The following is a 25762-nucleotide window of genomic DNA, read 5'->3' as shown; positions in this document are numbered from 1 at the left end:
TCTGGGCGCTCGCCGTGGGAGCGCCGGCAGTGCGGGCCTGCGGCGCCCGTCCAGCTCCGTGGCCCCGGCGCGCACCGCCACGGGCGTGGGGAGCGCCCGCCGGGGGCCTCCCGTCTGGCCCCGGCTCCGGGTGCTCCGGCCCCGAGGGGCCGGTCCCGGCTGCACCGACCGCCGCGAGGTGCCGTACCCGGCCTCGGGGGCGTCCTTCCCTGGGGCTGTACCGCGTGCCGCCCTCCCGGGGCGCGGCCACAGCGCGTCGTCCAGGCGGATGTGCGGCTCGGCCGCGGGCCCGGCGCTCCGGCCTCGTGCCTCGGCCACGAGGTTTCCGGCGGGCCGTCTGCTGCGGCCCCGCTGCCCGGGGGTGGCTTGGCCGGGGCGGCCGAAGCGGCGTGCGGCCGGGGGAGGACCGGCGCTCACGGGCCCGGCGTCCCTCGCCGCGCGGCGGCGGCGGAGGGCTAGCGGACGACCGGCTTGCCCGTGAGTCCGACGCCCGCCGCGCGCAGCTGCGTGAGCGCCGCGTCCGTCGTGTCGCGGGCCACGCCCGCCGTGAGGTCGAGCAGGACGCGGGTCCTGAAGCCCTCGCGCGCCGCGTCCAGGGCCGTGGCGCGTACGCAGTGGTCCGTGGCGATGCCCACCACGTCGACCTCCGTGACCTCGCGCGCCCGCAGCCAGTCGGCCAGCGCCGTGTCGTTCTCGTCGCGGCCCTCGAAGCCGCTGTACGCGGCCGCGTACTCGCCCTTGCCGAAGACGGCGCCGATCCCGCCCGAGGCCACCGCGGGCGCGAAGTTCGGGTGGAAGCCCACGCCCTCCGTGCCGGCCACGCAGTGCACGGGCCAGCCGTGCACGTAGTCCGGCGTCGCCGGCGGCTTCGCGAAGTGGCCGCCCGGGTCGATGTGGTGGTCGCGGGTGGCCACGACATGCCGGTAACCCGCCGTGGCCTGGCCGATGAGCTCCGTGATCGCGGCGGCCACATCCGCGCCGCCGGACACCGCGAGGCTGCCGCCCTCGCAGAAGTCGTTCTGCACGTCGACGACGATCAGTGCGCGATGCATGGCCGCAGTTCCCCCATCCGTCCCCACTCATCTCTTCCCGGGCACTCTCTGTTCATGCCATAGCGCATATCGTCACACGAATTCCGTAGGAATCACCGGTTCGCCCCGCGACAACTGCACCGCCGACATCGGCAGCCCCGCCCGTGCCGCGATGTGCCGCTCGCGCGCCGCGTCGAGCGGCTCGCGCGTGACGATCTCGCCGCCCTTGACCAGCCGCACCAGCAGCTCGCGGCCGGCCAGGTCACGCGGCACAGGGCCGGTGCCGACGACCTCGGCCTCCGCCGCGCCCTCGCCGTCCAGCCTGCGCGCCGCCCACTTGCGGCCGCCGACCGACGCCTTCCCGCCCAGGGACTTCTTCGCGACGGCCTGCAGCGGCCCGTCCGGGTCGGCCGACCGGCCACGGGCGACGATCTTGTAGACCATCGAGCAGGTCGGGTGCCCGCTGCCGGTGACCAGCTGCGTGCCGACGCCGTACGCGTCCACCGGAGCCGCCGCGAGCGACGCGATCGCGTACTCGTCCAGGTCGGAGGTGACGACGATCTTGGTGTTCACCGCGCCCAGGTCGTCGAGCTGCTGGCGCACCCGGTGTGCGACCAGCAGCAGGTCGCCCGAGTCGATCCGTACGGCGCCGAGGTCGGGCCCCGCGATCTCCACGGCCGTGCGCACGGCCTCCGTCACGTCGTAGGTGTCGACGAGCAGCGTCGTGGAGCGTCCCAGCGAGTCGACCTGCGCCTGGAACGCGTCACGCTCCGAGTCGTGCAGCAGCGTGAACGCGTGGGCGCTCGTGCCGACCGTCGGGATCCCGTACCGGAAGCCGGCCGCGAGGTCGGACGTGGAGTCGAAGCCGCCGACGTACGCGGCGCGCGCCGCGGCGACCGCGCTCAGCTCGTGCGTGCGCCGCGCGCCCATCTCGATCAGCCCGCGCCCGCCGGCCGCCGCCGACATCCGTGAGGCGGCCGCCGCGATCGCCGAGTCGTGGTTGAGGATCGAGAGGATCACCGTCTCCAGCACCACGCACTGGGCGAACGACCCCTCGACGCGCAGGATCGGCGAACCGGGGAAGTACACCTCGCCCTCGGGGTAGCCCCAGATGTCGCCCGTGAAGCGGTAGCCGGCCAGCCAGTCGAGCGTCCGTTCGTCCACGATGTGCTGCTCGCGCAGGAACCCGAGGACGCCCGGGTCGAAGCGGAAGTTCTCCACCGCGTCCAGCACACGGCCCGTGCCCGCCACCACGCCGTAGCGCCTGCCCTCCGGCAGGCGCCGGGTGAACGCCTCGAACACCGAGTGGCGGTCGGCCGTGCCGCCGCGCAGCGCGGCCTGCAGCATCGTGAGTTCGTACTGGTCGGTGAACAGGGCGGTGGAGGGCACGTCCACCGGCAGCCCCAGGTCCGGAGTGGTCATATGACGATGCTACCCCCATTACTCGTCAGAGTGACGATTTCTAGCGGCCGGTCGCGGCCGGTCGCGGCAGGCCACCGCACGACCCGCCCGGCGGGTCCCGGGGTCGTTTGTGCGGCGAGGCGCCCCGGGTGGCAGCATGGGTACCCGAGGCTGTGAATCGCGGCACACCGTGAACGCAGGGCATCCGGCATGGAAGAGAAGGTCGTCCCGAACCGTGAGTGTTGCTCCGACCGAGATCACACGACCAGAGTCGGCGGAGGAAGCCGCCGTCGTTCCCGAACCCGACGTGCCCTGGGTGACCATCGTCCACAATGACCCGGTGAACCTGATGAGCTACGTCACCTACGTCTTCCAGACGTACTTCGGGTATTCGAAAGAGGTCTCGAACAAGCTGATGCTCGACGTCCACCACAAGGGCCGCGCCGTCGTCTCGAGCGGCACCCGCGAGGAGATGGAGCGCGACGTGCAGGCGATGCACGGCTACGGCCTGTGGGCGACCCTCTCCCAGGACCGCGACTGATGGCCGGCCACTTCGACCCGGTGCCCGGCGGCGGGGCGGCCGTCGCGCTCGACGACGTCGAGATCTCGATCCTCCGCTCCCTCACGCTGCAACTCGCCGAGCTGATCGGCCCGGGCGAGGACCCGGCGGAGAGCGACGACCCGCTCGCCTCCCTGTTCACCGAGGGCCCGAGCGAGCCACCGTCCGACCCCGCGCTGCGGCGCCTGTTCCCCGACGCGTACGGGGCGCCGGACGAGGACGGGAAGCCCGGGGAGTCCGGCACGGCCGGGAAGTCGGGAAAGGAGGCCGACGAACTGCGCGACTACTCGGCCGAGTTCCGCCGCTTCACGGAGAACGACCTGCGCGGCCGCAAGCGCACCGACGCGCTCGCCGTGATCAGGACCCTGGACGGCGTGTCCGACGACGGTTCGGGCGGCGGCGTGCTGAAGCTGACCCCCGACGAGTCGCAGCAGTGGCTGGGCACGCTGAACGACCTCAGGCTCACCATCGGCACCCGCCTGGAGGTGACCGACGAGGACGAGGGCGGCGAGCTCTACCGGCTGCCCGACTCGGACCCGCGCAAGCCGATGGTGATGGCGTACCTGTGGCTCGGGGCGCTCCAGGAGACGCTCATCGAGACGCTGATGCCCTGAGCCGCTGATGCCCTATGCCCTATGCCCTGAGCCGCTGATGCCCTGAGCTGCCGGCCAGGGCCCCGAACCGACGCCCTGGTGGGCTCCCCAGGGGCCCCGCTTATATTTCCCCCATGCTGACCATCACCCAGGATCTGCACGACCGGATCGTCGAGCACGCGCGGCGTGACCACCCCGACGAGGCGTGCGGCGTGGTCGCGGGCCCGGCCGGCAGCGGCAGGCCCGAGCGGTTCATCCCCATGCTGAACGCCGCACGCTCGCCCACGTTCTACGAGTTCGACTCCGGTGACCTGCTGAAGCTGTACCGCGAGATGGACGACCGCGACGAGGAGCCGGTGGTCGTCTACCACTCGCACACCGCGACCGAGGCGTACCCGTCGCGCACGGACATCTCCTACGCCAACGAGCCGGGCGCCCACTACGTCCTCGTCTCCACCGCGGACGCCGACGACGCGGGCCCGTTCCAGTTCCGCTCGTACCGCATCGTGGACGGCGAGGTCACCGAGGAGGACGTCGAGGTCGTCTGAGATGGCCCGCGGAGACCTCCTGTCCGCATCGCGAACGCTCACTGTCCGCGATGCGGGATCACACGCGGGAACCGGGACCGGGAATCGATACGATGACCGCATGGTTCCCCCTGACGTGAGTGACAAGACGCCGAGCACGCCGCTGCTCGTTGCGCGGCTGCACGTCGACCTGTGCCGCCTGGCGAGCGCCATCTGTCCCGCCGGCGCGGCCGGCTGAGTCCGGCTCCCGCGCGGGTCACTCGCTCAACCCCGCGCACCCATCGCGGCCACGCCCCTCGTACGGGGGCGCCGACGCCGCGCGTCACCACCGGGGCACCCCGGAAATCCCCAGGAACGCCCTCCAGCAGGCACCGCCCGACAGGACGACAGGAGACCGACGCCATGGCCATCGAGGTCCGCATCCCGACCATCCTCCGCACGTACACCGGTGGGGCCAAGGCCGTGGAGGGCAGCGGCTCCACCCTCGCCGAGCTCTTCACCGACCTCGACACCCGCCATGCGGGCATCCGGGACCGCATCGTGGACGCCGACAAGGGCGACCAGCTGCGCCGCTTCGTCAACGTGTACCTCAACGACGAGGACGTCCGCTTCCTCGACGGCATCGAGACGAAGGTCGGCGACGGCGACAGCATCACCATCCTCCCGGCCGTGGCCGGCGGAGCGCTCGAAAAGCGCATGGCCTGATGCGGTACGACGCACCCATCGCGGCCGTCGGCAACACGCCCCTCGTGCGGCTGCCGCGCCTGTCGCCCTCCGCCGACGTGCGGATCTGGGCCAAGCTCGAGGACCGCAACCCGACAGGATCCGTCAAGGACAGGCCCGCCCTGCACATGGTGGAGCAGGCCGAGAAGGACGGCAGGCTCACGCCCGGCTGCACGATCCTCGAACCGACCAGCGGCAACACCGGCATCTCCCTCGCCATGGCGGCCAGGCTCAAGGGCTACCGCATGGTGTGCGTCATGCCGGAGAACACCTCGCAGGAGCGCCGCGACCTCCTCGGCATGTGGGGCGCCGAGATCGTGCCGTCCCCGGCCGCGGGCGGCTCCAACACCGCCGTGCGCGTCGCCAAGGAGCTCGCCGAACGCAACCCCGACTGGGTGATGCTCTACCAGTACGGCAACCCCGACAACGCGGGCGCGCACTACGCGACGACGGGCCCCGAGATCCTCGCCGACCTGCCGTCCGTCACCCACTTCGTTGCCGGGCTCGGCACGACGGGCACGCTGATGGGCGTCGGCCGCTACCTGCGCGAGAAGAAGCCCGACGTCAAGATCGTCGCCGCCGAGCCGCGCTACGACGACCTCGTCTACGGGCTGCGCAACCTCGACGAGGGGTTCGTGCCCGAGCTGTACGACGCCTCGGTGCTGACCACCCGCTACTCCGTCGGCTCGGCCGACGCCGTCACCCGCACCCGCGAACTCCTGCGGCAGGAGGGCATCTTCGCGGGCGTGTCGACCGGAGCCGCGCTGCACGCGGCGCTCGGCGTCGGCAAGAAGGCCGTCGCCGCGTCGGAGAGCGCCGACATCGTGTTCGTCGTCGCCGACGGCGGCTGGAAGTACCTCTCCACGGGCGTCTACACGGCCGCCACCACCGAAGAGGCGATCGAGACCCTCCAGGGCCAGCTCTGGGCGTGAGCCCGCCCCATCGCGTGAACCCGCTCCGTCAGACGAGGCGGCGTACCCGGTCCCACAGGGCGGGGTCCGCCGCCCCGGCGCGCCTGCGGAACGCGCTCGCCCGCACCTCGCGCACCTCGTCCGTCTCCAGGAAGCTCGGCCGCCCCCGGCTGTCGCCGACCGCGCCCGCGGGCAGCGGGATCACGCCCGGCCGGTCCGCGTGGTGCTTCGTGGTGATCTTGGCGACCTTCACGCTCGACCCGCGCACCGCCAGCACCAGGCACGGCCGGTCCTTCGAGCCGGGGCCGTCCTCGTAGGGCACCTCGGCCCACCAGATCTCCCCGGGCCGCGGCCTGCCCGCGCGCCGGACATCGGAGCGGCCCGGCGGCCGCGACCGCATGCGCTCGCGCCGCTGCCTGCGGCTCTCGTTCGCCCGTACCCGCCCGTCCACCAACGAGGCGATGAACGCGACGGCCACCACGGCGATCAGCGCCACCCACCACCACGACGTCATGACCTGACGGTACCCGGACACCGGGAAGAGTGGTCTTGCCGGTGACTTCCCCCACAACGCGCCGCTGTGGGGAAGCGACCGCTCTCTTCGCGCCTTACGCTCGACAGATCGAAAGGCCCCCGCACGACCCCCGTTGAACAGCGCGACCCGCACGGACCGTCACCCTATGCGTACGCTCCGTGACAGATCGACCCCCGTCGCCCACCCATGAACGCCACGGAGGTTCACGCTCCATGAAGCTCACCGTCGTCGGCTGCTCGGGCTCCTTCCCCGCCGCGGGATCGGCCTGCTCCAGCTACCTCGTAGAGGCCGACGGCTTCCGGCTGCTCCTCGACATGGGCAACGGAGCCCTCGGAGAGCTGCAGCGCCACATCGGTCTCTACGACCTCGACGCGATCTTCCTGAGCCACCTGCACGCCGATCACTGCATCGACATGTGCGCGTACTTCGTCGCCCGCTACTACCGGTACGAGGGCGGGCGCTGCGACGCCATCCCCGTCTACGGTCCCGAGGGCACGGAGCAGCGGCTGACCACCGCCTACGACGACACCCCGAGCGAGAAGTCGATGAGCGAGGTCTTCGACTTCCGCACCCTGAAGCCTGGCGTGTTCGAGATCGGCCCGCTGACCCTGCGCACCGAGAGGATGGCCCATCCCGTCGACACGTTCGGCGTCCGCGTCGAGCACGGCGGCACGTCCCTCGCCTACTCCGCGGACACGGGCGCCGACGAGGCGCTGGTCGGGCTGGCGCGCGACAGCGACCTGTTCCTGTGCGAAGCGGCCTTCACGTACGGCAAGGAGGACATCGAGGGCCTCCACCTCAACGGCAGGGAGGCCGGCGAACACGCCGCGCGCGCGGGCGCGAAGCGCCTGGTGCTGACGCACGTACCGCCGTGGACGGACGCGCGGCGCAACCTCGCGGACGCGCGCGAGGCCTACGACGGGCCGTCGGAACTCGCGGTGCCGGGCGCGGTCTACGAGATCTGACGCACGCGCGAGACACAGCGCACGCGAAAGGCGTCCGCGGCTCCCTGGGAGCCGCGGACGCCTTCGTACGTCACGTGAACGTGGACGTATACGCGGACTACTTGGTGACGTGGACTACTTGGTGAGGTCCTCGACCTCGTCGTCCGGCTCACGACCCGGGGTCTTGAGGTCGAACTTCACGATCACGAAGCGGAACACCACGTAGTACACGACGCCGAACACCAGCCCGATCGGGATGATCAGCCAGGGTTTGGTCGCGAGGTTCCAGTTCAGCGCGTAGTCGATGACGCCCGCGGAGAACGTGAAGCCGTCGTGCACGCCCAGCGACCACGTCACGAACATCGAAATGGCCGTCAGCACCGCGTGCAGCCCGTACAGCAGCGGCGCGATGAACATGAACGAGAACTCGATCGGCTCGGTGACACCGGTGACGAACGAGGTCGCGGCGAGCGACAGCATCATGCCGAGCACGGCCTTGCGGCGCTCGGGGCGCGCGGTGTGCGCCATCGCGAGCGCGGCAGCCGGCAGGCCGAACATCATGATCGGGAAGAAGCCGGAGGTGAACAGGCCGGCGCTCGGGTCGCCCGCGAGGAAGCGGTTGATGTCGCCGTGCGAGACGACGCCCGCCCCATTGGTGAAGTCGCCGAGCTGGAACCAGGCCACCGTGTTGACGAACTGGTGCATGCCGATGGGGATCAGGCCGCGGTTGACGAGGCCGAAGATGCCGGAGCCCACGGCTCCGAGACCGGTGATCCAGTTGCCGAAGCTGGTGATCGCGTCGCCGATGGGCTGCCAGCCCACCACGGCGACGACGCCGAGCGCCGTACCGACGAACGCCATCATGATCGGGACCAGGCGCCGGCCGTTGAAGAAGCCGAGCCAGTCGACCAGCTTGGTGCGGTGGAACCGCTGCCAGATCACCGCGGTCAGCAGGCCGAGGACGATGCCGCCGAGCACGCCGGGGTTCTGGAAGGACGCGTTGGTGACGACGGAGCCCTTCTGCCACTCGCCGGACAGCAGGCCGTTGGATATGTACGTGGCCCCGCCCATCCCGTCCTTGATCGGGAACTGGTGGATCACGGCGTAGTACGTGAAGAAGGCGACGATCGCGGCGAGCGCGGTGGAGCCGTCCGACTTCTTGGCGAAGCCGATGGCCACACCGATGCAGAACAGCAGCGGCAGGCCGAGCGACGCGTCGAGCAGCATGCCGCCGGCGCCCGCGAAGACCTTTGCGACGTTGTCCCAGCCGAGGCCGTCGGCGCCGAAGACGTCCGGCTGGCCGAGCCGGTTCAGGAGGCCGGCCGCGGGCAGCACGGCGATCGGCAGCTGGAGGCTGCGGCCCACCTTCTGGAGCCCCTGGAACAGTCCGGAGCCCCGCTTCTTCGCGGGGGCCGCCGGGGCGGTGGCCGTACTCATCAACTTCCTCCATGCACAGGGAACGCGGCGCACACACCCGCCCCATGAAAAACAGGTCTAAACCATTCAGTGGTTTAGACCTGTTGTAACACGGGGTGGCTCCGTCGTGGAACCCTCGCATATGGACTGCATAAAGATCTCTGCTGAAGCGTAACCGGGCGAAGCCACCGCAGGTCAGCGGTGTGATGAGGCATTCGCCACACGGGAAGCGGAGCCCGCCCGAACCCCGCCGTACCAACGGGAGCGCCGCCGAAATGTGGCCCGGCTCACGCCTCGGAATTCTCGGGATCGTCGGGGTCATCGGGATCGTCGGGCTCCCGGCCGGGTGTCGGCAGGTTCAGCTTCGTGATGAGCACCCGGAAGAGCGTGTAGTAGACCACCCCGAAAGCGAGCCCGATCGGGATCAGCAGCCAGGGCTTCGTCGCCAGACCCCAGTTGATGACGTAGTCGATCAGCCCCGCCGAGAAACTGAAGCCGTCCTTCGCGCCCAGCTGCCAGCTCACGAACATCGACACACCGGTCAGCACCGCGTGGACCGCGTACAGCAGCGGCGCGACGAAGAGGAACGAGTACTCGATCGGCTCGGTGACGCCCGTCACGAAGGACGTCAGCGCCACCGACAGCATCAGGCCGCCCACCGCCTTCCTGCGGTGCGGCCTGGCGCAGTGGTAGATCGCCAGCGCTGCCGCGGGCAGCGCGAACATCATGATCGGGAAGAAGCCCGTGGTGAACTGGCCCGCCGTCGGGTCGCCCGCGAGGAACCGGTTCACGTCGCCGTGCACCACCGTGCCGTCCGGCTCCGTGTACGTGCCGAACTGGAACCAGACGAACGTGTTCAGGAACTGGTGCAGCCCGAACACCAGCAGCCCGCGGTTGGCCACGCCGAAGATCCCCGAGCCCCACGAGCCCGCGTCCACCAGCCACTTGGAGAAGGCCGTCAGCCCGTCACCGATCGGCTGCCACACCCCCACGGCCAGCGAGCCGACCGTGAGGCCGACGAACGCCATGATGATCGGCACGAGGCGCCGGCCGTTGAAGAAGCCGAGCCAGTCCACCAGCTTCACCCGGTGGAAGCGCCGCCACAGCCACGCCGTCAGCAGGCCCATCACGATCCCGCCGAAGACGCCCGGGTTCTGGTAGGCCGCCTGCGTCACCGCCGTGCCGCGCGGGTCCACGCAGACACCCGACCAGATGCCGGCGCCCGTGTACGTCGAGCCGCCGGCGCAGCCGAGGGGGAACGCGTGCAGCACGGCGTAGTACGCCAGGAAGCCGGTGACCGCGGCGAGCGCCGTCGAACCGTCCGCCTTCCGCGCCATGCCGATCGCCACACCGATGCAGAACAGCAGCGGCAGGCCGAGCGACGAGTCGAGCAGCGCGCCGCCGCCGGCCGCGAAGACCTTCGCGACACCGTCCCAGCCGAGGCCGTCCGCGCCGAAGACGTCCGGCTGGCCCAGCCGGTTCAGGATGCCGGCGGCCGGCAGCACGGCGATCGGGAGCTGGAGACTCCTGCCCATCTTCTGCAGACCCTGGAACAGGGTGTTCCACCAGGGCTTGGGCGGCGGCGCCGCAGGGCTCGCGGACGGCGCCAGTGCCGCCCCGTCGACACTCATGGAATCCCTCCCGGCAATAATGGTGTAGACCAGTTGCGGAATGCTCGCGATCCGCCGATGATCGACATCCTTCGGCACTGGGCGGTGACGCGCCCGGAGAGATGGGCCAACCGTGCGTTACCGTGCGGGAATATCCAAAATGGTGATACGTCGGTACGAAGACATGCGGGCGTGTGCGCGGACGTGTGCGTACACCGCTCCGCCGGTACGCCGGCACCTCAGTGACCCAGGGAGAAGCCAATGGCCAGCAAGGCTGAGAAGATCGTCGCCGGACTCGGCGGACTCGACAACATCGTCGAGGTCGAGGGGTGCATCACCCGCCTGCGCACCGAGGTCACCGACGCCTCCCTCGTCAACGAGGCCGCGCTCAAGGCGGCGGGCGCCCACGGAGTCGTCAAGATGGGCACCGCCATCCAGGTCGTCATCGGCACCGACGCCGACCCCATCGCCTCCGACATCGAGGACATGATGGACTGACGGCGCGGCCCACGCCGCTCCCCGGCGCCCGGGGAACGGCTGCCCCCCCGCCCCCTCGCACCCGGACGAAACACCTCCACGCGCCCGATAGGCTCGGCGCCATGTCTCGTATCGACGGCCGAACCCACGACCAGCTCCGCCCCGTCACCATCGAACGCGGATGGAGCAAGCACGCGGAGGGCTCCGTCCTCGTCGCCTTCGGCGACACCAAGGTCCTCTGCACCGCGAGCGTCACCGAAGGCGTGCCGCGCTGGCGCAAGGGCAGCGGCGAAGGCTGGGTCACCGCCGAGTACTCGATGCTGCCCCGCTCCACCAACACACGCGGCGACCGCGAATCCGTACGCGGCAGGATCGGCGGCCGCACCCACGAGATCAGCCGCCTCGTCGGCCGCTCGCTGCGCGCCGTCATCGACTACAAGGCACTCGGCGAGAACACCGTCGTCCTCGACTGCGACGTCCTCCAGGCCGACGGCGGCACCCGCACCGCCGCCATCACCGGCGCCTACGTCGCCCTCGCCGACGCCGTCGCATGGGCCCAGGGCAAGAAGATCGTCAAGGCCGGCCGCAAGCCACTCACCGGCACCGTCGCCGCCATCAGCGTCGGCATCGTCGACGGCACGCCCCTCCTCGACCTCTGCTACGCGGAGGACGTGCGCGCCGAGACCGACATGAACGTCGTCTGCACCGGCGACGGACGCTTCGTCGAGATCCAGGGCACCGCCGAGGCCGAGCCCTTCGACCGGGCCGAACTCAACTCCCTGCTCGACCTCGCCACGGCGGGCTGCGCCGACCTGGCACGCATCCAGAACGAGGTGCTCGCCGCCGACCTCGAAAGGTAAAGCGGGAACCAAGAACGTCTCTCGAACGTCATACCTGGTACGGGCGCACAGCGAAAGCGGTGCGCCCGTCCACACGTGCGGGCCGGACGCGACGGACGGGCCGGGTCCGGGCCGGGTCCGGACGGGGCACGGCGGGCGGCGGATAGGTTGGACCGCATGACCCGCCTGATCCTCGCCACCCGCAACGCCGGAAAGATCACCGAACTCCGCGCCATCCTCGCCGACGCCGGCCTCCCCCACGAACTCGTCGGCGCCGACGCCTACCCCGAGGTCCCCGACGTCAAGGAGACCGGCGTCACCTTCGCCGAGAACGCCCTGCTCAAGGCCCACGCCCTCGCGCAGGCCACCGGCCACCCCGCCATCGCGGACGACTCCGGACTCTGCGTCGACGTACTCGGCGGCGCCCCCGGCATCTTCTCCGCCCGCTGGGCCGGCCGCCACGGCGACGACCAGGCCAACCTCGACCTGCTCCTCGCCCAGCTCGGCGACATCTCCGACCCCCACCGCGCCGCCCACTTCGCCTGCGCCGCAGCCCTCGCACTCCCCGACGGCACGGAACGCGTGGTCGAAGGCCAACTCCGCGGCACGCTCCGCACCGCCCCCGCGGGCGCGAACGGCTTCGGCTACGACCCGATCCTCCAGCCCGACGGCCACGACCGCACCTGCGCGGAGATCTCCCCGCGGGAGAAGAACGAGATCAGCCACCGCGGCAAGGCCTTCCGCGCCTTGATCCCGGCGATCGCCGAGCTGGCGGGCTGACTGCGCAATAGAGCCCTCTGCCTTCGAAGTGAAGGCAGAGGTCTCTATTTACCTTGTGCGCCTGCTCGGATTCGAACCGAGAACCCCTAGTTCCTAAAACTAGTCTCTCTGCCAGTTGGAGTACAGGCGCTTCGCTGCGCCATGCTAGCGGCAGAAGGTTGCCCGCGGTCGTCGGGTCTCAGGACCAAGCCGTGTTTCTCCAGCATTCTGGCCAGCGCCTTCCGCGATCGGGTGTCGTCCGAGACGCCCAGTCGGCGCGCGACCTCACGGACACTGCGGCAGGAGGCAGCGGCCGACCTCAGCTCCTCCCTCGCGAACGGCAGCTCCTGCGCGCCGTCGTGGACGTCCGTGAGGTGACCGGTCTCGATGCCCATGGCTTCGATGCGGCGCGCGATGTGGGCGAGTGCGCCGACGCTGACCCGGACGCACAGCTTGTCGACCACTCCTCGCATCGACTCGGACGATGCCACCGCCTCGGCGATCGAGTCGTCCGTGTAGGTGCGCCAAGCACTGCGCTGTTTGAAGTGGCTCGTGTCCAGACCCGAGTCGCTCACTCGCTTCTGCAGCGTCCGCCTCCTGCCCGTGCTGGCCCGCAGCCCGAGCCTCCGGGCGAGATCCGCCCAGCCGGCGGAGTCGGCGACGGCGGCTTCCAGCTCGGCTCGTTCCTGCTCTGTCGGTTCCGGCTTGCGAGGTCGCGGTACGACAGGGGCGGCAACCCGCCTCGCCGCCGGGCGGTGCTTCGGCGCGACGACGCCCTTGGAGCGGCGAGGTGCTCCGCTGCCACCGTATGTGACCGTCTGCGTGTGGCACGAAGGGCACAGATAGCGCAGGTTCTCGATGCGATTGTCGAGCCGGTCGCCATTGATGTGGTCGATCTCCAGGACGAGCCTCCTGCCCCGCCACAGGCCGCCGAGCCCGCACATCACGCACACCGCTTCGACGCCGAGCTCACTCAAAGCCCTGCGCAGCATGTATGTCTTCCGGCGGGGAGTGCCCGGTCGCGAGCGGCTGAGGATCGCCTCCGCGGACAGGCGGGCGCGCGAGGGATTCCTGTGGGTGCCCTGGCCGGTGAAGTGCGAGGAGTCGAGGCCGTATACGGCCATGTCGCGTCGTACTCGTGCCCTGGCCCCTTCCGAGTCCGGCGTGCGCAGGAGCCGGAGAAGTTCGACCATGCTGCCCGCTTCGGCCACCGCTCGGCTGAGATCGGTCCGGGCCAGGGGCGGCCGGCCTTCTGCGGTGCCCTCTCTGCGGCGGCCGCGAAAGGTGTCCGTGACCGCGTGGCAGTTGGGGCAGAGCAGGCGCAGGTTCTCGGGTCGGTTGTCCCACCAGCGACCGTCCCTGTGGTCCACCTGGAGGCGAAGCGGCCTTCCGTGCCATTCGCCGGGCGTGCCGCACATCGCGCATGTTTCCGGCCTGCCGGACAGCACAAGCCATCGCCGCAGCGCTTCTCCAGGTGTGCGCCCGTCGACGGCCGAGCCCAGCACCAGCCTCTCCTGCGGCGTCCTGTTGCCGCGCTTCCTCGGGCGTCGTGCGAAGTGACTCGTGTCGATACCGAGCGCCCTGATCCGCCGGCCTATGTGCGCCTGGTTGCCGCCCACCGGACTGATGCCCAAGCGCCGTACGACCTCCGCCACGCTCGTGGACTCCGCCGCGAGTCGCCTGAGCGTGGCCTCGGTGTGACGGACCCGGTTGCTGGGGAAGTGGGACGTGTCTATGCCCTCGGCGGCCATCCTCGACCGGAGGTGACGCCTGCTGCCACGGGTCGGGACGCCACCGCACCAGCGGACCGCGTCATCCCATGTCTTCGTGGCCCGAGCCGCCTGCGTAAGCAACTCACGGGTCAATCTGCGGGGCGCCATGTTCTCACTCCGTTCTCGGGCGCACGTTCGGCGCCTCGCACTGGAGAACGAGAACGGAGAGGTGGGGTCACCGGCGACCTGGGGCGCGGCGTACAGCGGTACGCCCCGGCGTGCGCTGGGTGGCGCGCCGGGGCGTACGGAAAGAGGCGGGGAGGTGCCGCTCAGAAGCGCGGCTCAGGGGCCTGTTCGTGGGCCAGTTCCGCGGCTTCCTCCGCGGTGGAGACCGAGGGCGGCGAGCCCTCCAGGGGGCGCTGGGCCGTTTCCTTCATGCAGAGGACCGCGATGACGCCCACGATGGCCGCGCCCGTCGCGTAGTACGCCGGCATCAGGTTCGTGCCGCCCACGTCGATCAGGGCCGTGATGACCAGCGGTGTCGTGCCGCCGAAGAGGGACGTCGAGACGTTGTAGCCGATCGACAGGCCGCCGTAGCGCACCTGGGTCGGGAAGAGTGCCGGGAGCGCCGCCGACATCGTGCCGAGGAGGCACAGCAGGGACAGGCCCAGCATGGCGAGCCCGACGATGATCAGGATGATGCTGCCGTCCCTGATCAGCAGGAACGCCGGTATGGACAGCACCAGGAATCCCAGCATGCCGGCGAGCAGCAGCGGTTTCCTGCCGAACCGGTCGTTGAGTCGACCCACCTGGTTGATCAGCAGCATCATCGCCACCATCACGCCCAGCAGGATGAGGAGGCCGTGGGTGGTGCCGTAGCCGAGTTCGTCCGAGAGGTACGTCGGCATGTACGACAGCAGCATGTAGTCCGTGATGTTGTACGCGGCGACGAGCGCGACGCACAGCACCAGCGGCCGCCAGTAGTCGCGGAAGATCCTGCCCAGGTCGCCCTTGGTGGTGGTCTCGACGGCGTCGGCCGCCTCCGAGGCCCTCACGTGCGTGTTCTCGCTGGCGAGCTTCTGGAACGCGGGGGTCTCGTCCAGCTTCAGCCGCAGGTAGAGGCCGATGATGCCGAGCGGGGCCGCCAGCAGGTACGGCAGGCGCCAGCCCCAGCTCTGCAGGCCGCTGTCGCCCAGCGTGACCGTCAGCAGCGTGACGAGGCCGGCCGCGCCCACGTAGCCGGCGAGCGTGCCGAACTCGAGGAAGCTGCCGAAGAACCCGCGGCGCTTGTCGGGCGCGTACTCGGCGATGAACGTCGAGGCGCCGCCGTACTCGCCGCCGGTGGAGAAGCCCTGCACCAGGCGCAGCAGGATCAGCAGCGCCGGCGCCCACAGGCCTATGGAGTGGTACGAGGGCAGGACTCCGATGAAGAACGTGCCGAAGGCCATCATCAGCATGGTCAGCGCGAGGATGCGCTGCCTGCCCAGCTTGTCCCCGAGCGGGCCGAGCACGACGCTGCCGAGCGGCCTGACCAGGAAGGAGATGGCGAAGGTGGCGAACGTCAGCAGCAGCTGGACGGTGCCGCTGCCGCCGGGGAAGAAGACCTTGCCGATCGTCCCCGCCATGTAGCTGTAGATGCCGAAGTCGTACCACTCCATGGCGTTACCGAGAGCGGCCGCTTTCACGGCGCGTTTGACGGCCGCCTCGTCCGTGACCGTGATGTCCGATCTGCGAAGACGCGGATTGCGGCGTTGTTTGATGGTGCGGAAGAGAGTGGGGTGTCGCCGGACCGCAGCCGGGTCGGCCGTTTCCTGGTAATCCTGGCCGGCCATGCGGGTTCCTTTCTGCGTACAACAGAGTCCAATGGAACCTTCTGCGCGCTCGAAGCGTCCGCAAACCCGGGTCGCACGCAAGTGCGACCCCGGTCACATGCCGCGGGCAGGACCCGTCAGACTCCCAGGTCCTTGATGATCTTCGCCACGTGGCCTGTGGCCCGCACGTTGTAGAGGGCGCGCTCCACTTTTCCCTCCTCGTCCACGACGATCGTCGAACGGATGACCCCCGTCACCGTCTTTCCGTACATCTTCTTCTCGCCGAACGCTCCGTACGACTCGAGGACGCCTTTCGAGGGATCGGCGAGGAGTGTCACTTTCAGGTTCTCCTTGTCCCGGAACTTCGCAAGTTTCTCCGGCTTGTCAGGAGACACACCGATGACGTCGTATCCGGCCCCGGCCAGCACGTCGAGGTTGTCGGTGAAGTCGCACGCCTGCTTCGTGCAGCCGGGGGTCAGCGCGGCCGGGTAGAAGTAGACGATGACCTTGCGGCCCTTGTGGTCGGCGAGCGAGACGTCGTTGCCGTCCGCGTCGGGGAGGGTGAAGGCGGGGGCGATGTCGCCGGGTGCGAGGCGTTCGGTCATGGGTCTCTCCGTATTCGGGCCGAGGCGGGGAAGCGGTACTCGTACACCGCGCCGCGCGTGTCGTCACGCCGGGGCGTACGCCGCCGAGCGTAATAGGGGGTGCCGCCGGGTGCGGATGCGGTTGTACTGACAGACTGTCGACGAAGGTGAACCGGATATGACGAGGGACGACGGAGGCGGCGCGGTGTCGGATGCCGATGCGAGGACCCCTGCGCAGATCGAGGCGGACATCGTCCGCCGGCGGGGCAAGCTTGCCGAGACGCTCGACGAGATCGGGGTGCGCGTGCATCCCAAGACGGTCATGGGCGACGCCAAGGCCCGGGTGGCTTCCACCGTGGATCAGACGGCCGGCCGTGCGTTCGTCGCCGTGAACCGGACGGTCTCGGACGTGAAGGCGCAGTTCGTCGGCGACGACGGTTCGCCGCGGCTGGCGCGCGTGGTGCCGGTGGCGCTGGTGATGGTCGGCGTGGTGGGGCTGCTCACCGTGTCGGTGCGGCGCCGCCGGAAGTGACCCGCCGCGGCGCGCCGGGTGTGGCAGGAGAGCCTGCCACCCCTGTGGCGCCGGGTGGCGGCCGCGCCAGGTAGGTTCGTGGCCGTGAGCGACAACACCCACGAGAAGCTGCCCATCCGGATGCTCCATGACCGTGTGCTGGTCAGGACGGACATCCCGGAGGGTGAGCGGCGTTCCTCCGGCGGCATCGTGATCCCGGCGACCGCGGCGGTCGGCAGGAGGCTGGCCTGGGCTGAGGTGGTCGCCGTCGGGCAGAACGTGCGGACGGTCGAGCCGGGTGACCGGGTGCTGTACGACCCGGAGGACCGCGCGGAGGTCGAGGTGCGCGGCGTCCCCTACGTGCTGATGCGCGAGCGCGACCTGCACGCGGTGGCCGCCGACCGGTTCGAGGGCGCGGTGGACGCCACGGGGCTCTATCTGTAGGCCGCTGGTCGCGGGTACGACACGGCGAAGGCCCGGTGATCGAGGTCACCGGGCCTTCGTGCTGTTCCGGCGGCCCCGCGGTGGCGGCTTTGCTACGGTCGGATGCAGCCCCGACGAGACGCGCCGTACCGGGCTCCCGATGGCGAAAACGCAAAGACGACGCACCTGTCCGTGTGTGCTCTTCCGGAGGTGTCGTCGTGGCGTGGGTTCTCCTTTTCGTGGCCGGACTGCTGGAGATCGTCTGGTCCATCGGCCTGAAGTTCAGTGACGGGTTCACCCGGCTGTGGCCGAGTGTGATCACCGTCGCCGGGGTCGTCGCGAGCATGCTGCTGCTGGCGCAGGCGGCGAAGTCGCTGCCGATCGGTACCGCGTACGGCGTGTGGGTCGGGATCGGCGCGGTCGGTGCGGCGGTGGTCGGCATGGTGGCGCTGCACGAGCCGGTGACCGCGGCGCGCATCTTCTTCGTGTGCCTGCTGGTGGTGTCGGTGGTGGGCCTTGAGGCCACCTCGGGCGGGAAGTAGCCGCCGTGGGCGGCTACTTCCCGCCTGCTATGTGCCGGTCGCGCCACCGCTGTCCGTCGAGCCGCCGCCGTCACCGCCGTCACCGCCGTCCGTGCCGCCGGTGTCCCCGGTGTCGCCGGTGTCCCCTCCGTCGGTGTTTCCTGCGGAGTCGCCGCCCGTGGAGTCGCCTCCCGTCGTGCCGGTGCCTCCCGTACCGTCGCCACCCGTGTCGGTGCCGTCCGTCGCGGGCGGCTGGGAAGTGTCCGTGCCGCTGGGCTCGTCGGGGGGCGCGCCCGAGGGCTTGTGGTGCTGCGCCGCGTCCGGCAGGAGACGCAGGTCGAAGTTCCGCACCGGGCTGTCCTTGAGCGCCGCCGCCGTGTACTGCGCCCAGATCTGCGCGGACGGGCCGCCGCCGTTGACGCGTCCCAGGCCGAGCGCCCCGTACAGCGGCTCGTGCCGTGCGCTCTTCGGGTCGGCGCCCATCAGCGCGACGACGGTCGTCAGGTCCGGTGTGTAGCCGGCGAACCAGGCGGCCTTGTCGTTCTCCGCCGTGCCCGTCTTGCCCGCGGCCGGCCGGCCCGCAGCCCGTGCCGCCGTGCCGGTGCCGCCCCTGCTGTCGACGACGGTGCGCAGGACCGACGTGGTGGTGTCGGCCGCCTGCCTGCTGACGGCCTGCGCCGGCGACCGCTTCGGCAGTGCGACGGCCGCGCCGTTCTTGGTGATCCGCGCGACGAGCGTGTAGTCCTCGCGCATGCCGTGGTTCGCGAGCGTCGCGTACGCCTGCGCCATGTCGAGGACGCTCGCGGTGGCGGGTCCGAGCGCGATGGACGGGGTGGCGGTGAGGTCGGGGGTGGAGGCGGGGAGGCCGAGGCTGATCGCCGTCTGCTCGACGGTGGACGGGCCGACGTCCTCGGCCATCTGGGCGTAGACGGCGTTGACGGACTTGTTGGTGGCCGTGCGGACGTCGATGTCGCCGTAGTCGTGGTCGTCCTCGTTGGCCGGCGCGTAGCCGGTGGGGCCGTTCGGGCCCTGCACCATGCGGTGGTTGTCGCCGTTGTAGGTGGTGTTCGGCGTGATGAGGTCGCCGTCCTGCGTGTGCGAGCCGTTCTGGAGCGCGGCGGCGAGTACGAACGGCTTGAACGTCGAGCCGACCTGGAAGTCGCGCCGGGTCGCGTTGTTCACGTACTGCTTGGTGTAGTCGATGCCGCCGTACATCGCCACGACGTCCCCCGTGGCCGGGTCGATGGACGCGCCGCCGACGCGGACGTCGCGGTCGGCGTCCCGGTCCTTCGACAGCTTCGAGTTCACGTTGTCGTCGACCGCCTTGACCAGCGCGTCCTGCCGGGGTTTCTGGAGCGTGGTGGTGATCCGGTAGCCGCCACTCGCGAGGGTGTCCTCGTCGAGGATCCTGCGGCCCGCGAGGTAGTCCTTGACGGCGCGGACGATGTAGCCGCGCTGCCCCGTCAGGCCCGCGGTCGAGGGGCCCGAGCGCGTCGGGGTGGGGAAGGACAGCTTGGCGCGTGCCGCCTCGGTCAGCCAGTGCTCCTTGACCATGCCGTCCAGCACGTAGTTCCAGCGGGCCTTGGCCGCGGACGTGTTCTCCGGGTGGGCGATGACGTCGAACTCGCTGGGCGCGTTGAGCAGGGAGGCCAGGTAGGCGCCCTGTGCGGTGTCGATCTTGTCGATGTTCTCCCCGTAGTAGGCCTGCGCCGCGGCCTGGACGCCGTACGCGTTGCGGCCGAAGTAGCTGGTGTTGAGGTAGCCCTGGAGGATCTGCCGCTTGGACTTCTCGCGGTTGAGCTTGACCGCGATGAAGAACTCCTTGGCCTTGCGGACGACGGTCTGCTGCTGCCCGAGGTAGTAGTTCTTGACGTACTGCTGGGTGATGGTCGAACCGCCCTGCGTCCCCTTGCCCGTGACGGTGTTCCAGGCGGCGCGCACCATGCCGGGCGGGTCGACGGCGGGCTCGCTGTAGAAGCCGCGGTCCTCGGCGGCGAGCACCGCGCGCTGAACGGTCTTGGGCACCTGCGCGAGTGGCACGTTCTCCCGGTTGATGTCGCCGTCGCGGGCGATCTGCGTGCCGTCCGCGTACAGGTAGACGTTCGACTGCGCGGTGGCGGCGGCGTTGGCGGGCGGGATGTCGACGAGCTTGTAGCCGGCGACGAAACCGCCGACCACGATGACGACGACCGCGACGACGGTGAAGAGCACCATGCGCCAGGTCGGGACGAGCCTGCGCCAGCCTGTGCGCCGGGGGCGGCGCTTCGACTTGCTCGGCGGGGTGGCGTCCGCGGCGGGCGTGGCTCCTGCCGGTGTGGCTCCTCCGGGCGTGGCTCCGGAGGGGCCGCCGTCGCCGCCCGGGGGGTCGCCCGGGTCCCCGTCCTGTCGTGAGGGCTCGTCACTCATCCGCGGGAGGCCTCCTCGGCAGGCTCGTGTCGTGTGGGCGCTTACTCGTATATATCCCGTGAACACTGCGGATTCCCATGAAACACGGTCGGAACGGTGGATGTCCGGCAGCCGGTCCGCGCCGTTTATTCGGTCGCCGCCGCCCACCCCGTTGGGCTAGGGTCGTGCGCTCGCTCGGATGTCCCGGGACCGTTCGCGACGTGATGGGAAGGGGCTGCCGTGCGGCTGTACGTGCTCGTGGCCACCGGCTCGTTGCGCCGGTACGCGACGTACCGGGTGGCCACCGTGGCGGGCCTGTTCACGAACATCGTCTTCGGCCTGATCATCGCCTACACGTACGTCGCCCTCTGGCACCTGCGTCCGCACCTCGGCGGCTACACGCTGCCGCAGGCCGTCACGTACGTCTGGATCGGGCAGGGGCTGCTCGCGGCCACCGCCATCATGGGCGGCGGCTTCGAGGACGAGTTGGCGGAGCGCATCCGCACCGGCGACATCGCCATCGACCTGTACCGGCCGGCCGACCTGCAACTGTGGTGGCTTGCCCAGGACCTCGGCAGGGCGCTCTACCAGGTGGCCGCGCGCGGCGTCGTCCCGCTGTTCGCGGGCGCGTTCTTCTTCGACCTGGCGCTGCCCGTGAACCCGCTGGTGTGGGCCGCCTTCCTGCTGGCCGTGCTGCTCGGGCTCGTGGTGAGTTTCGCGATCCGCTACCTCGTGGCGCTCGCGGCGTTCTGGCTGCTCGACGGCAAGGGCGCGGCGCAGGTGGCCGGGCTGGCGGCCACGTTCTGGTCGGGGATGCTGCTGCCGCTGAACGCCTTCCCCGGGCTGCTCGGCGAGATCGCGCGCGCCCTGCCGTGGTCGTCGATGCTCCAGCTCCCGGCCGATGTGCTGCTCGGCACGCGCGGTGGCTGGGGGACGCTGGGCGCGTACGCCTTCCAGGCCGGCTGGGCGGCCGCGCTGCTGGCGCTCGGCCGCCTGCTCCAGGCGGCCGCGACGCGGAGGGTGGTGGTCCAGGGTGGCTGACGGCTCACCCCGCGCCCTGGCGTGGCGGCAGCTTTGCGACGGCGTGCGGGCGTACCGGCTGATCGCGGTGATGGGCATCAGGTCGCAGCTGACGTACCGGGTGTCCTTCGCCGTCACGGCCTTCGGCAACTTCGCCGCCACCGCCTTCGACTTCGTGACGATCCTCCTGATGTTCACGCAGGTCGACGCGCTCGGCGGTTTCTCGCTGCCCGAAGTGGCGTTCCTTTACGGCACGTCGGCGACGGCCTTCGGCCTCTGCGACCTCGTGATGGGTTCGGTGGATCGCGTGGGCGCGCGCGTGCGCGACGGCACGCTCGACGTGCTGCTGCTGCGCCCTGCTCCGGTGCTCGCCCAGGTGGCCGCGGACCGCTTCTCGCTGCGGCGGGTCGGCAGGGTCGTCCAGGGCGGTGCCGTCCTGGGGTACGCGCTGGGCGCCGCGGACATCGACTGGGACGTGGCGCGCGTGGTCCTGGTGCCGGTGATGCTGGTGTGCGGCGGGCTGATCTTCGCCGCGGTGTTCGTGGCGGGCGCGGCGTTCCAGTTCTGGGCGCAGGACGCGGCCGAGGTGCAGTCCGCGTTCACGTACGGCGGCACGGCGCTGCTCCAGTACCCGCCGGGGCTGTTCGCCAAGGACCTGGTGCGCGGGGTCGTCTTCGTCGTGCCGCTGGCGTTCGTCAACTGGCTGCCCGCGCTGTACGTGCTGGGCCGCCCGCTGCCGCTGGGGATGCCGGACTGGGTGGGCTTCCTGGCGCCGGCGGTGGGCGCGGCGTGCTGCGCGGTGGCGGGCCTGGCGTGGCGCAAGGGCGTCAGGGCGTATCGCAGCACAGGCAGTTGAGGCGTGGCGGACACGGGCGAGGGACGGAAGGGGAAGCCTATGGAGGACATGGAGGACATGGAGGACATAGAGGACATGGAGGACGCGGCGGACGGGTTCATCGCGCTGGACGGCCTGGAGAAGGTGTTCGACGTGCGCCGGCGCGTCGGCGCCTTCCGCCGAGAGAAGCGGCGCGTGCGGGCGGTGGACGGCATCAGCTTCCGCGTGGCGCGCGGCGAGATGGTCGGCTACATCGGCCCCAACGGCGCCGGCAAGTCGACGACGATCAAGATGCTGACGGGCATCCTGACGCCCAGCGGCGGCCGGGTGCGTGTCGCCGGCATCGACCCTTCGCGTGAGCGCGCGCGGCTGGCCTCGCGCATCGGCGTCGTGTTCGGCCAGCGCACGACCCTCTGGTGGGACCTGCCGCTGATCGACTCCTACCGGCTGGCCCAGCGCATGTACCGGGTGCCGGACGCCCGCTACCGCGCCAACCTGGAACGCTGCGTCGAACTGCTCGACCTGGGCGCACTGTTGGACGTGCCCGTCAGGCAGCTCTCGCTCGGCCAGCGGATGCGCGGCGACATCGCGGCCGCCCTGCTGCACGACCCGGACGTGCTGTACCTGGACGAGCCGACCATCGGGCTCGACGTCATCTCCAAGGCCAAGGTGCGGGAGTTCCTGCGCGACCTGAACGCGGAGCACGGCACGACGGTGCTGCTCACGACGCACGACCTCCAGGACATCGAGCAGCTCTGCGGGCGCGTGATGGTGATCGACCACGGCAGGCTGCTGTACGACGGCCCGCCGGCCGGGCTGCACGAGGTCGGCGGCAGCGAGCGCACGCTCGTGGTCGACCTGGAGCGCGAGACGGCGCCGATCGAGCTGCCGGATGTGCCGGACGTACGGGTGGTGCGGGTGGAAGGGCCGCGCCAGTACCTGGCGTTCCCCGCGACGGGGTCGGCGGCGCCGCTCGTCGCCCGGGTGGCGGCCGCCTACCCGCTGGTCGACCTGTCGGTGCGGGAGCCGGACATCGAGACCGTCATCGCGAAGATGTACGTGGAGGGCGCGACGGTTCCTGAGGACCGTACGACCGTATGACGGGGTCGTCGCGGTTGGCTACGCTGACTCGTATGACGAGTGAACTGCCCGATCGCCGCGGGTCCGAGGGCCATTCGCCGGAGACGAGGGCGTCGGACGCGGAACGCGAGCAGATCGCGGAGCGGCTGCGCGAGGCGATGGCCGAGGGCCGGCTCGACATGGAGGAGTTCGACGAGCGGCTGGGCCTCGCGTACCGGGCGCGTACGCACGGTGACCTGGTGCCGCTGGTGCGCGACCTGCCGCGGCCGGCCGCCGCGAAGGCGGCGGGTGTCGCCGCCTCGACGGCGCACGGCGCCGAGGGTGCGTGGGCGGACCGGGTGGGGCGCGGCCCCGCCACGTCCACGGGCGCGTTCGGTGTCATGGGCGGCTTCGGGCGCAAGGGCAACTGGACGATCGGGCGCCGGTTCCTCGCGGTGGTGTTCATGGGCGGCGGCGAGATCGATCTGCGCGAGGCGCGGTTCGAGGAGCCGGTGACGGTCGTCCGCTGCTTCGCCGTGATGGGCGGGGTGCAGGTCACCGCCCCGCCTGACCTCGACGTCGAGGTGCGCGGCTTTGGATTCATGGGCGGCTTCGGCGAGGTGCCCGGCAAGGACGACGTGCCGGGCGCCGACCCGGACCCGGGCTCCCCGAAGGTCATCGTGACGGGCTTTGCGCTGATGGGCGGCGTCGGCGTCGAGCGCAAGCTCCGCAAGGAGGAGCGCCGCCGCCTCAAGGAGGAGCGCAGGCGCGAGCGCCTGGAGGCGGGCCGGGAGACGTACGAGGACAGGATGGCCCGCCACGAGGAGCGCAGGGCCGCGCACCGCGAGCGGCACGGCCGCGGTGGCTTGGACAAGGACCTCTGAGGGCGCGCGGCCCCTCGCCCCGCCCGCCCCGTACTGCCCTGCGGGCAGGCTTCCGACGGCGGCGGGCCGTTGCCGCCCTGTCCGCCCACTGCTTGGGCGCGCGCCGCCTGGTCGCAGGCGTGCGGATCCGCACGCCTGTGGCGCGGCGGGGCAGGACGTTTGCGCGGCCGTGACGGCCTGGACAAGGACCTCTGCGGGCGCGCGGCGCGCGCCCCCGCCACCCCCGGCCGGGCGGGGGCACGCCGCTCGGCCGGGCGCGGTCGGGCCGTGATGTCCTGCGGGGGAGGCCCAACCGGACGGGCGTGGCGGCCTCAGCAAGGAGGGCGTGCGGCCCGCACTGCGCGGTCAGTGGCGCGCCCGCCGGGTCGGTGGCGGCGGATCCGCACCGCCTGCGGCGGGGGAGCGGCCGGGGCTGCGGGTCGCCGCGCGGACAGTGGCGCGCCGCCAGGCCGGCGGCGGGCCGCCACGCGTAAGGAGCGGCCGGGGCTGCGCCCCGTAGCGGCGGGCGTCGCGCGCGGGGCGCGCTACGTTGCCGCCGGGGCGTGGCTGCCGAGCAGTGCGCGCAGGTTGACCGCTGACGCCATCGCCCGGTAGCCGGCGTCGCTCGGGTGCAGGCCGTCGCCCGAGTCGTAGCGCGGCCGCAGCCGGCCGGGGGCGTTCGGGTCGCGCAGCAGCCGGTCGAAGTCCACGACCGAGTCGAACACCCCGCCCTTCCTGATCGCCGCGTTGACCTGGTCCCGTGCGCGCTCCTTGACCGCGTTGTACCCCGCGTGCGAGCCGAACGGGGTGAGGGTCGAGCCGATCACCCGTATCCCGTGCGCGTGGGCCTGGCGTGTGAGCTGCCTGAGCCCCGTCACTATCCGCGCGCCGGTGCGCTCGTGCCCGTGCAGGATGTCGTTCACCCCGAGGTCGACGAAGACGGCGCGCACGTCCGGCCGTCCCAGCGCGTCCTCGCCGAACCTGGTGATCGCGGCCCGCCCGCTGCGGGTGGCGGACGCGTCCCTGAGGACCTGGTTGCCGCCGATGCCCTCGTCGACGACGCCGTAGTGACCGTAGGCGCTGTCGCGTACGCGGGCGGCGAGGAAGTCGGGCCACCGGTGGTTGCTGCCGGGCGACGATCCCACACCGTCGGTGATCGAGTCGCCGAACGCGACGACCGTGCCGGACGACCGCCTGTTGCGCACGTCCACGGCGGTGACATACCGCCAGTACGGCGTCGGCGTGGCGTACGCCGTGCCCGACGCGTCCTCCGTGCGGTCGCCGCGCGCGAGGTACGACGTCTGCCGCGTGTGCGAGTGGTACGTGACGGCGCCGCCGACCGCCGGTGTGTACAGCGTGAGGAGCAGGTCGGTGCCCGCAGGCACCTGGAGCGTCACCGGGTCGCTCACCACCTCACGGCCCACGGGCACGCGCCGCGACAGCGACCGCTCGCCGCCGAAGGTGAGCCGCCGCATCGTGCCGGGCACCGCGGCGGGCCCGCCGGCGTCGGCGACCGCCACCGACGCGTGGCCGATGAGCAGGGGAGCCGTGCCGTACAGGTTCGAGAACGTGACGCGCGCGGCCGTCCCCCCGATGCTCGTGTGCACCACGTTGCGTATCGAGCGGCCGGGCAGCCCGTGCGGGGCGTCCGGCTCCGCGCCGACCGCGCCCGCTGCCCAGGTGCCCGTCCAGGCCCCGGCGGCGGCCGGCGCC

27 protein-coding genes, 1 tRNA gene and 1 riboswitch are annotated in these 25762 nt (G+C 71.2%); of the genes, 17 read left to right on the top strand and 11 right to left on the bottom strand.

Annotation, left to right across the window (positions count from 1 at the left end; translation table 11 throughout):
- Positions 1-455: 455 nt before the first annotated feature.
- Together JFN87_RS21890 and JFN87_RS21885 are read right to left on the bottom strand one after the other, a co-directional pair.
- Positions 456-1052 carry an isochorismatase family protein gene (locus JFN87_RS21890; protein ID WP_209342469.1) on the bottom strand — a complete coding sequence of 199 codons (597 nt, stop codon included), beginning with the start codon at positions 1050-1052 and terminating at the stop codon, positions 456-458.
- Positions 1053-1124: 72 nt separating this feature from the next.
- Entirely contained in the window at positions 1125-2453 is a 1329-nt protein-coding gene (locus JFN87_RS21885; protein ID WP_209342468.1) for a nicotinate phosphoribosyltransferase, read from the bottom strand.
- Between the two features lie 214 nt (positions 2454-2667).
- Here JFN87_RS21885 and clpS point away from each other — a divergent pair, with 214 nt between their 5' ends.
- The 6 genes from clpS (at position 2668) to JFN87_RS21860 (ending at position 5766) form a co-directional block, all read left to right on the top strand.
- Entirely contained in the window at positions 2668-2973 is a 306-nt protein-coding gene (clpS, locus tag JFN87_RS21880) for an ATP-dependent Clp protease adapter ClpS (RefSeq protein WP_307865545.1), read from the top strand.
- Positions 2973-3605 (top strand): DUF2017 domain-containing protein, encoded by a 633-nt coding sequence (locus tag JFN87_RS21875; protein WP_209342466.1) that lies wholly within the window; start codon positions 2973-2975, stop codon positions 3603-3605. The genes clpS and JFN87_RS21875 overlap by 1 nt, the downstream gene beginning before the upstream one ends.
- A gap of 113 nt (positions 3606-3718) precedes the next feature.
- Complete coding sequence (locus JFN87_RS21870; protein WP_209342465.1) at positions 3719-4132, top strand: M67 family metallopeptidase; 414 nt, start codon at positions 3719-3721, stop codon at positions 4130-4132.
- 100 nt (positions 4133-4232) lie between these two features.
- Positions 4233-4349, top strand: coding sequence for a putative leader peptide (locus JFN87_RS34580; RefSeq protein WP_324604327.1), 117 nt, complete (start codon positions 4233-4235; stop codon positions 4347-4349).
- A gap of 164 nt (positions 4350-4513) precedes the next feature.
- A complete protein-coding gene (locus JFN87_RS21865; protein ID WP_209342464.1) occupies positions 4514-4816 on the top strand; it encodes a MoaD/ThiS family protein in 303 nt (100 codons plus the stop codon).
- The gene (locus tag JFN87_RS21860; RefSeq protein ID WP_209342463.1) at positions 4816-5766 is read left to right on the top strand and encodes a PLP-dependent cysteine synthase family protein; all 951 of its coding nucleotides are present in this window, start codon (positions 4816-4818) and stop codon (positions 5764-5766) included. Before JFN87_RS21865 ends, JFN87_RS21860 begins: the two co-directional genes overlap by 1 nt.
- Before the next feature lie 28 nt (positions 5767-5794).
- On the opposite strand, the gene JFN87_RS21855 is transcribed toward JFN87_RS21860, so the two are convergent.
- Positions 5795-6259, bottom strand: coding sequence for a type II toxin-antitoxin system PemK/MazF family toxin (locus JFN87_RS21855; protein ID WP_209342462.1), 465 nt, complete (start codon positions 6257-6259; stop codon positions 5795-5797).
- 233 nt (positions 6260-6492) lie between these two features.
- Here JFN87_RS21855 and JFN87_RS21850 point away from each other — a divergent pair, with 233 nt between their 5' ends.
- On the top strand, positions 6493-7245 hold the full coding sequence (locus JFN87_RS21850; RefSeq protein ID WP_209342460.1) for an MBL fold metallo-hydrolase: 753 nt from the start codon (positions 6493-6495) through the stop codon (positions 7243-7245).
- 114 nt (positions 7246-7359) lie between these two features.
- Here the strand turns inward: JFN87_RS21850 and JFN87_RS21845 are convergent, their stop codons facing one another.
- Together JFN87_RS21845 and JFN87_RS21840 are read right to left on the bottom strand one after the other, a co-directional pair.
- On the bottom strand, positions 7360-8661 hold the full coding sequence (locus tag JFN87_RS21845; RefSeq protein WP_209342458.1) for a PTS transporter subunit EIIC: 1302 nt from the start codon (positions 8659-8661) through the stop codon (positions 7360-7362).
- Positions 8662-8927: 266 nt separating this feature from the next.
- Positions 8928-10271, bottom strand: a complete 1344-nt coding sequence (locus JFN87_RS21840) for a PTS transporter subunit EIIC (RefSeq protein WP_209342456.1) — start codon at positions 10269-10271, stop codon at positions 8928-8930.
- Between the two features lie 240 nt (positions 10272-10511).
- Between JFN87_RS21840 and JFN87_RS21835 the strand changes: the two genes are divergently transcribed.
- The 3 genes from JFN87_RS21835 to rdgB all read left to right on the top strand — a co-directional run bounded on the left by JFN87_RS21835 (position 10512) and on the right by rdgB (position 12346).
- Positions 10512-10748 carry a PTS sugar transporter subunit IIB gene (locus tag JFN87_RS21835; protein WP_209342454.1) on the top strand — a complete coding sequence of 79 codons (237 nt, stop codon included), beginning with the start codon at positions 10512-10514 and terminating at the stop codon, positions 10746-10748.
- Between the two features lie 101 nt (positions 10749-10849).
- The gene (gene rph / locus JFN87_RS21830; protein ID WP_209342447.1) at positions 10850-11587 is read left to right on the top strand and encodes a ribonuclease PH; all 738 of its coding nucleotides are present in this window, start codon (positions 10850-10852) and stop codon (positions 11585-11587) included.
- A 156-nt stretch (positions 11588-11743) separates the two neighbouring features.
- Entirely contained in the window at positions 11744-12346 is a 603-nt protein-coding gene (gene rdgB / locus JFN87_RS21825; protein WP_209342445.1) for an RdgB/HAM1 family non-canonical purine NTP pyrophosphatase, read from the top strand.
- 56 nt (positions 12347-12402) lie between these two features.
- Here rdgB and JFN87_RS21820 read toward each other — a convergent pair.
- The 4 genes from JFN87_RS21820 to bcp form a co-directional block, all read right to left on the bottom strand.
- Positions 12403-12476: transfer RNA gene (locus JFN87_RS21820), tRNA-Leu, on the bottom strand.
- Positions 12433-13269 (bottom strand): HNH endonuclease, encoded by an 837-nt coding sequence (locus tag JFN87_RS34575; RefSeq protein ID WP_245180823.1) that lies wholly within the window; start codon positions 13267-13269, stop codon positions 12433-12435. The genes JFN87_RS21820 and JFN87_RS34575 overlap by 44 nt, the downstream gene beginning before the upstream one ends.
- Before the next feature lie 1097 nt (positions 13270-14366).
- Positions 14367-15869, bottom strand: coding sequence for a glycine betaine/L-proline transporter ProP (gene proP / locus JFN87_RS21805; RefSeq protein ID WP_209342442.1), 1503 nt, complete (start codon positions 15867-15869; stop codon positions 14367-14369).
- A gap of 116 nt (positions 15870-15985) precedes the next feature.
- Positions 15986-16453, bottom strand: a complete 468-nt coding sequence (bcp, locus tag JFN87_RS21800; RefSeq protein WP_209342441.1) for a thioredoxin-dependent thiol peroxidase — start codon at positions 16451-16453, stop codon at positions 15986-15988.
- A gap of 157 nt (positions 16454-16610) precedes the next feature.
- On the opposite strand from bcp, the gene JFN87_RS21795 reads away from it, so the two are divergent.
- The 3 genes from JFN87_RS21795 to JFN87_RS21785 all read left to right on the top strand — a co-directional run bounded on the left by JFN87_RS21795 (position 16611) and on the right by JFN87_RS21785 (position 17908).
- Positions 16611-16964, top strand: a complete 354-nt coding sequence (locus JFN87_RS21795; RefSeq protein ID WP_209342440.1) for a DUF3618 domain-containing protein — start codon at positions 16611-16613, stop codon at positions 16962-16964.
- Positions 16965-17048: 84 nt separating this feature from the next.
- Positions 17049-17387 carry a GroES family chaperonin gene (locus JFN87_RS21790; protein WP_209342439.1) on the top strand — a complete coding sequence of 113 codons (339 nt, stop codon included), beginning with the start codon at positions 17049-17051 and terminating at the stop codon, positions 17385-17387.
- A gap of 86 nt (positions 17388-17473) precedes the next feature.
- Positions 17474-17553, top strand: a riboswitch (guanidine-III (ykkC-III) riboswitch).
- A gap of 31 nt (positions 17554-17584) precedes the next feature.
- Positions 17585-17908, top strand: a complete 324-nt coding sequence (locus JFN87_RS21785) for a DMT family transporter (protein WP_209342438.1) — start codon at positions 17585-17587, stop codon at positions 17906-17908.
- Between the two features lie 27 nt (positions 17909-17935).
- Here the strand turns inward: JFN87_RS21785 and JFN87_RS21780 are convergent, their stop codons facing one another.
- Positions 17936-20293, bottom strand: coding sequence for a transglycosylase domain-containing protein (locus JFN87_RS21780; RefSeq protein ID WP_209342437.1), 2358 nt, complete (start codon positions 20291-20293; stop codon positions 17936-17938).
- Positions 20294-20512: 219 nt separating this feature from the next.
- On the opposite strand from JFN87_RS21780, the gene JFN87_RS21775 reads away from it, so the two are divergent.
- From JFN87_RS21775 to JFN87_RS21760, 4 genes are all read left to right on the top strand, one after another.
- A complete protein-coding gene (locus tag JFN87_RS21775; protein ID WP_209342436.1) occupies positions 20513-21313 on the top strand; it encodes an ABC transporter permease in 801 nt (266 codons plus the stop codon).
- A gap of 70 nt (positions 21314-21383) precedes the next feature.
- Positions 21384-22148, top strand: coding sequence for an ABC transporter permease (locus JFN87_RS21770; RefSeq protein WP_209342473.1), 765 nt, complete (start codon positions 21384-21386; stop codon positions 22146-22148).
- A gap of 39 nt (positions 22149-22187) precedes the next feature.
- A complete protein-coding gene (locus JFN87_RS21765; protein ID WP_372449267.1) occupies positions 22188-23228 on the top strand; it encodes an ABC transporter ATP-binding protein in 1041 nt (346 codons plus the stop codon).
- A gap of 32 nt (positions 23229-23260) precedes the next feature.
- Positions 23261-24070: a DUF1707 SHOCT-like domain-containing protein gene (locus JFN87_RS21760; protein ID WP_209342435.1), complete on the top strand. Its 810-nt coding sequence runs from the start codon at positions 23261-23263 to the stop codon at positions 24068-24070.
- Between the two features lie 524 nt (positions 24071-24594).
- On the opposite strand, the gene JFN87_RS21755 is transcribed toward JFN87_RS21760, so the two are convergent.
- The coding region (locus tag JFN87_RS21755) for an SGNH/GDSL hydrolase family protein (protein ID WP_209342434.1) at positions 24595-25762 on the bottom strand (1168 nt) is incomplete at its 5' end.

This window comes from Streptomyces montanisoli, from assembly GCF_017813245.1.
In the GTDB taxonomy this organism is placed as follows: Bacteria; Actinomycetota; Actinomycetes; order Streptomycetales; family Streptomycetaceae; genus Streptomyces; species Streptomyces montanisoli.
This window is presented reverse-complemented; position numbering and strand designations above follow the sequence as displayed.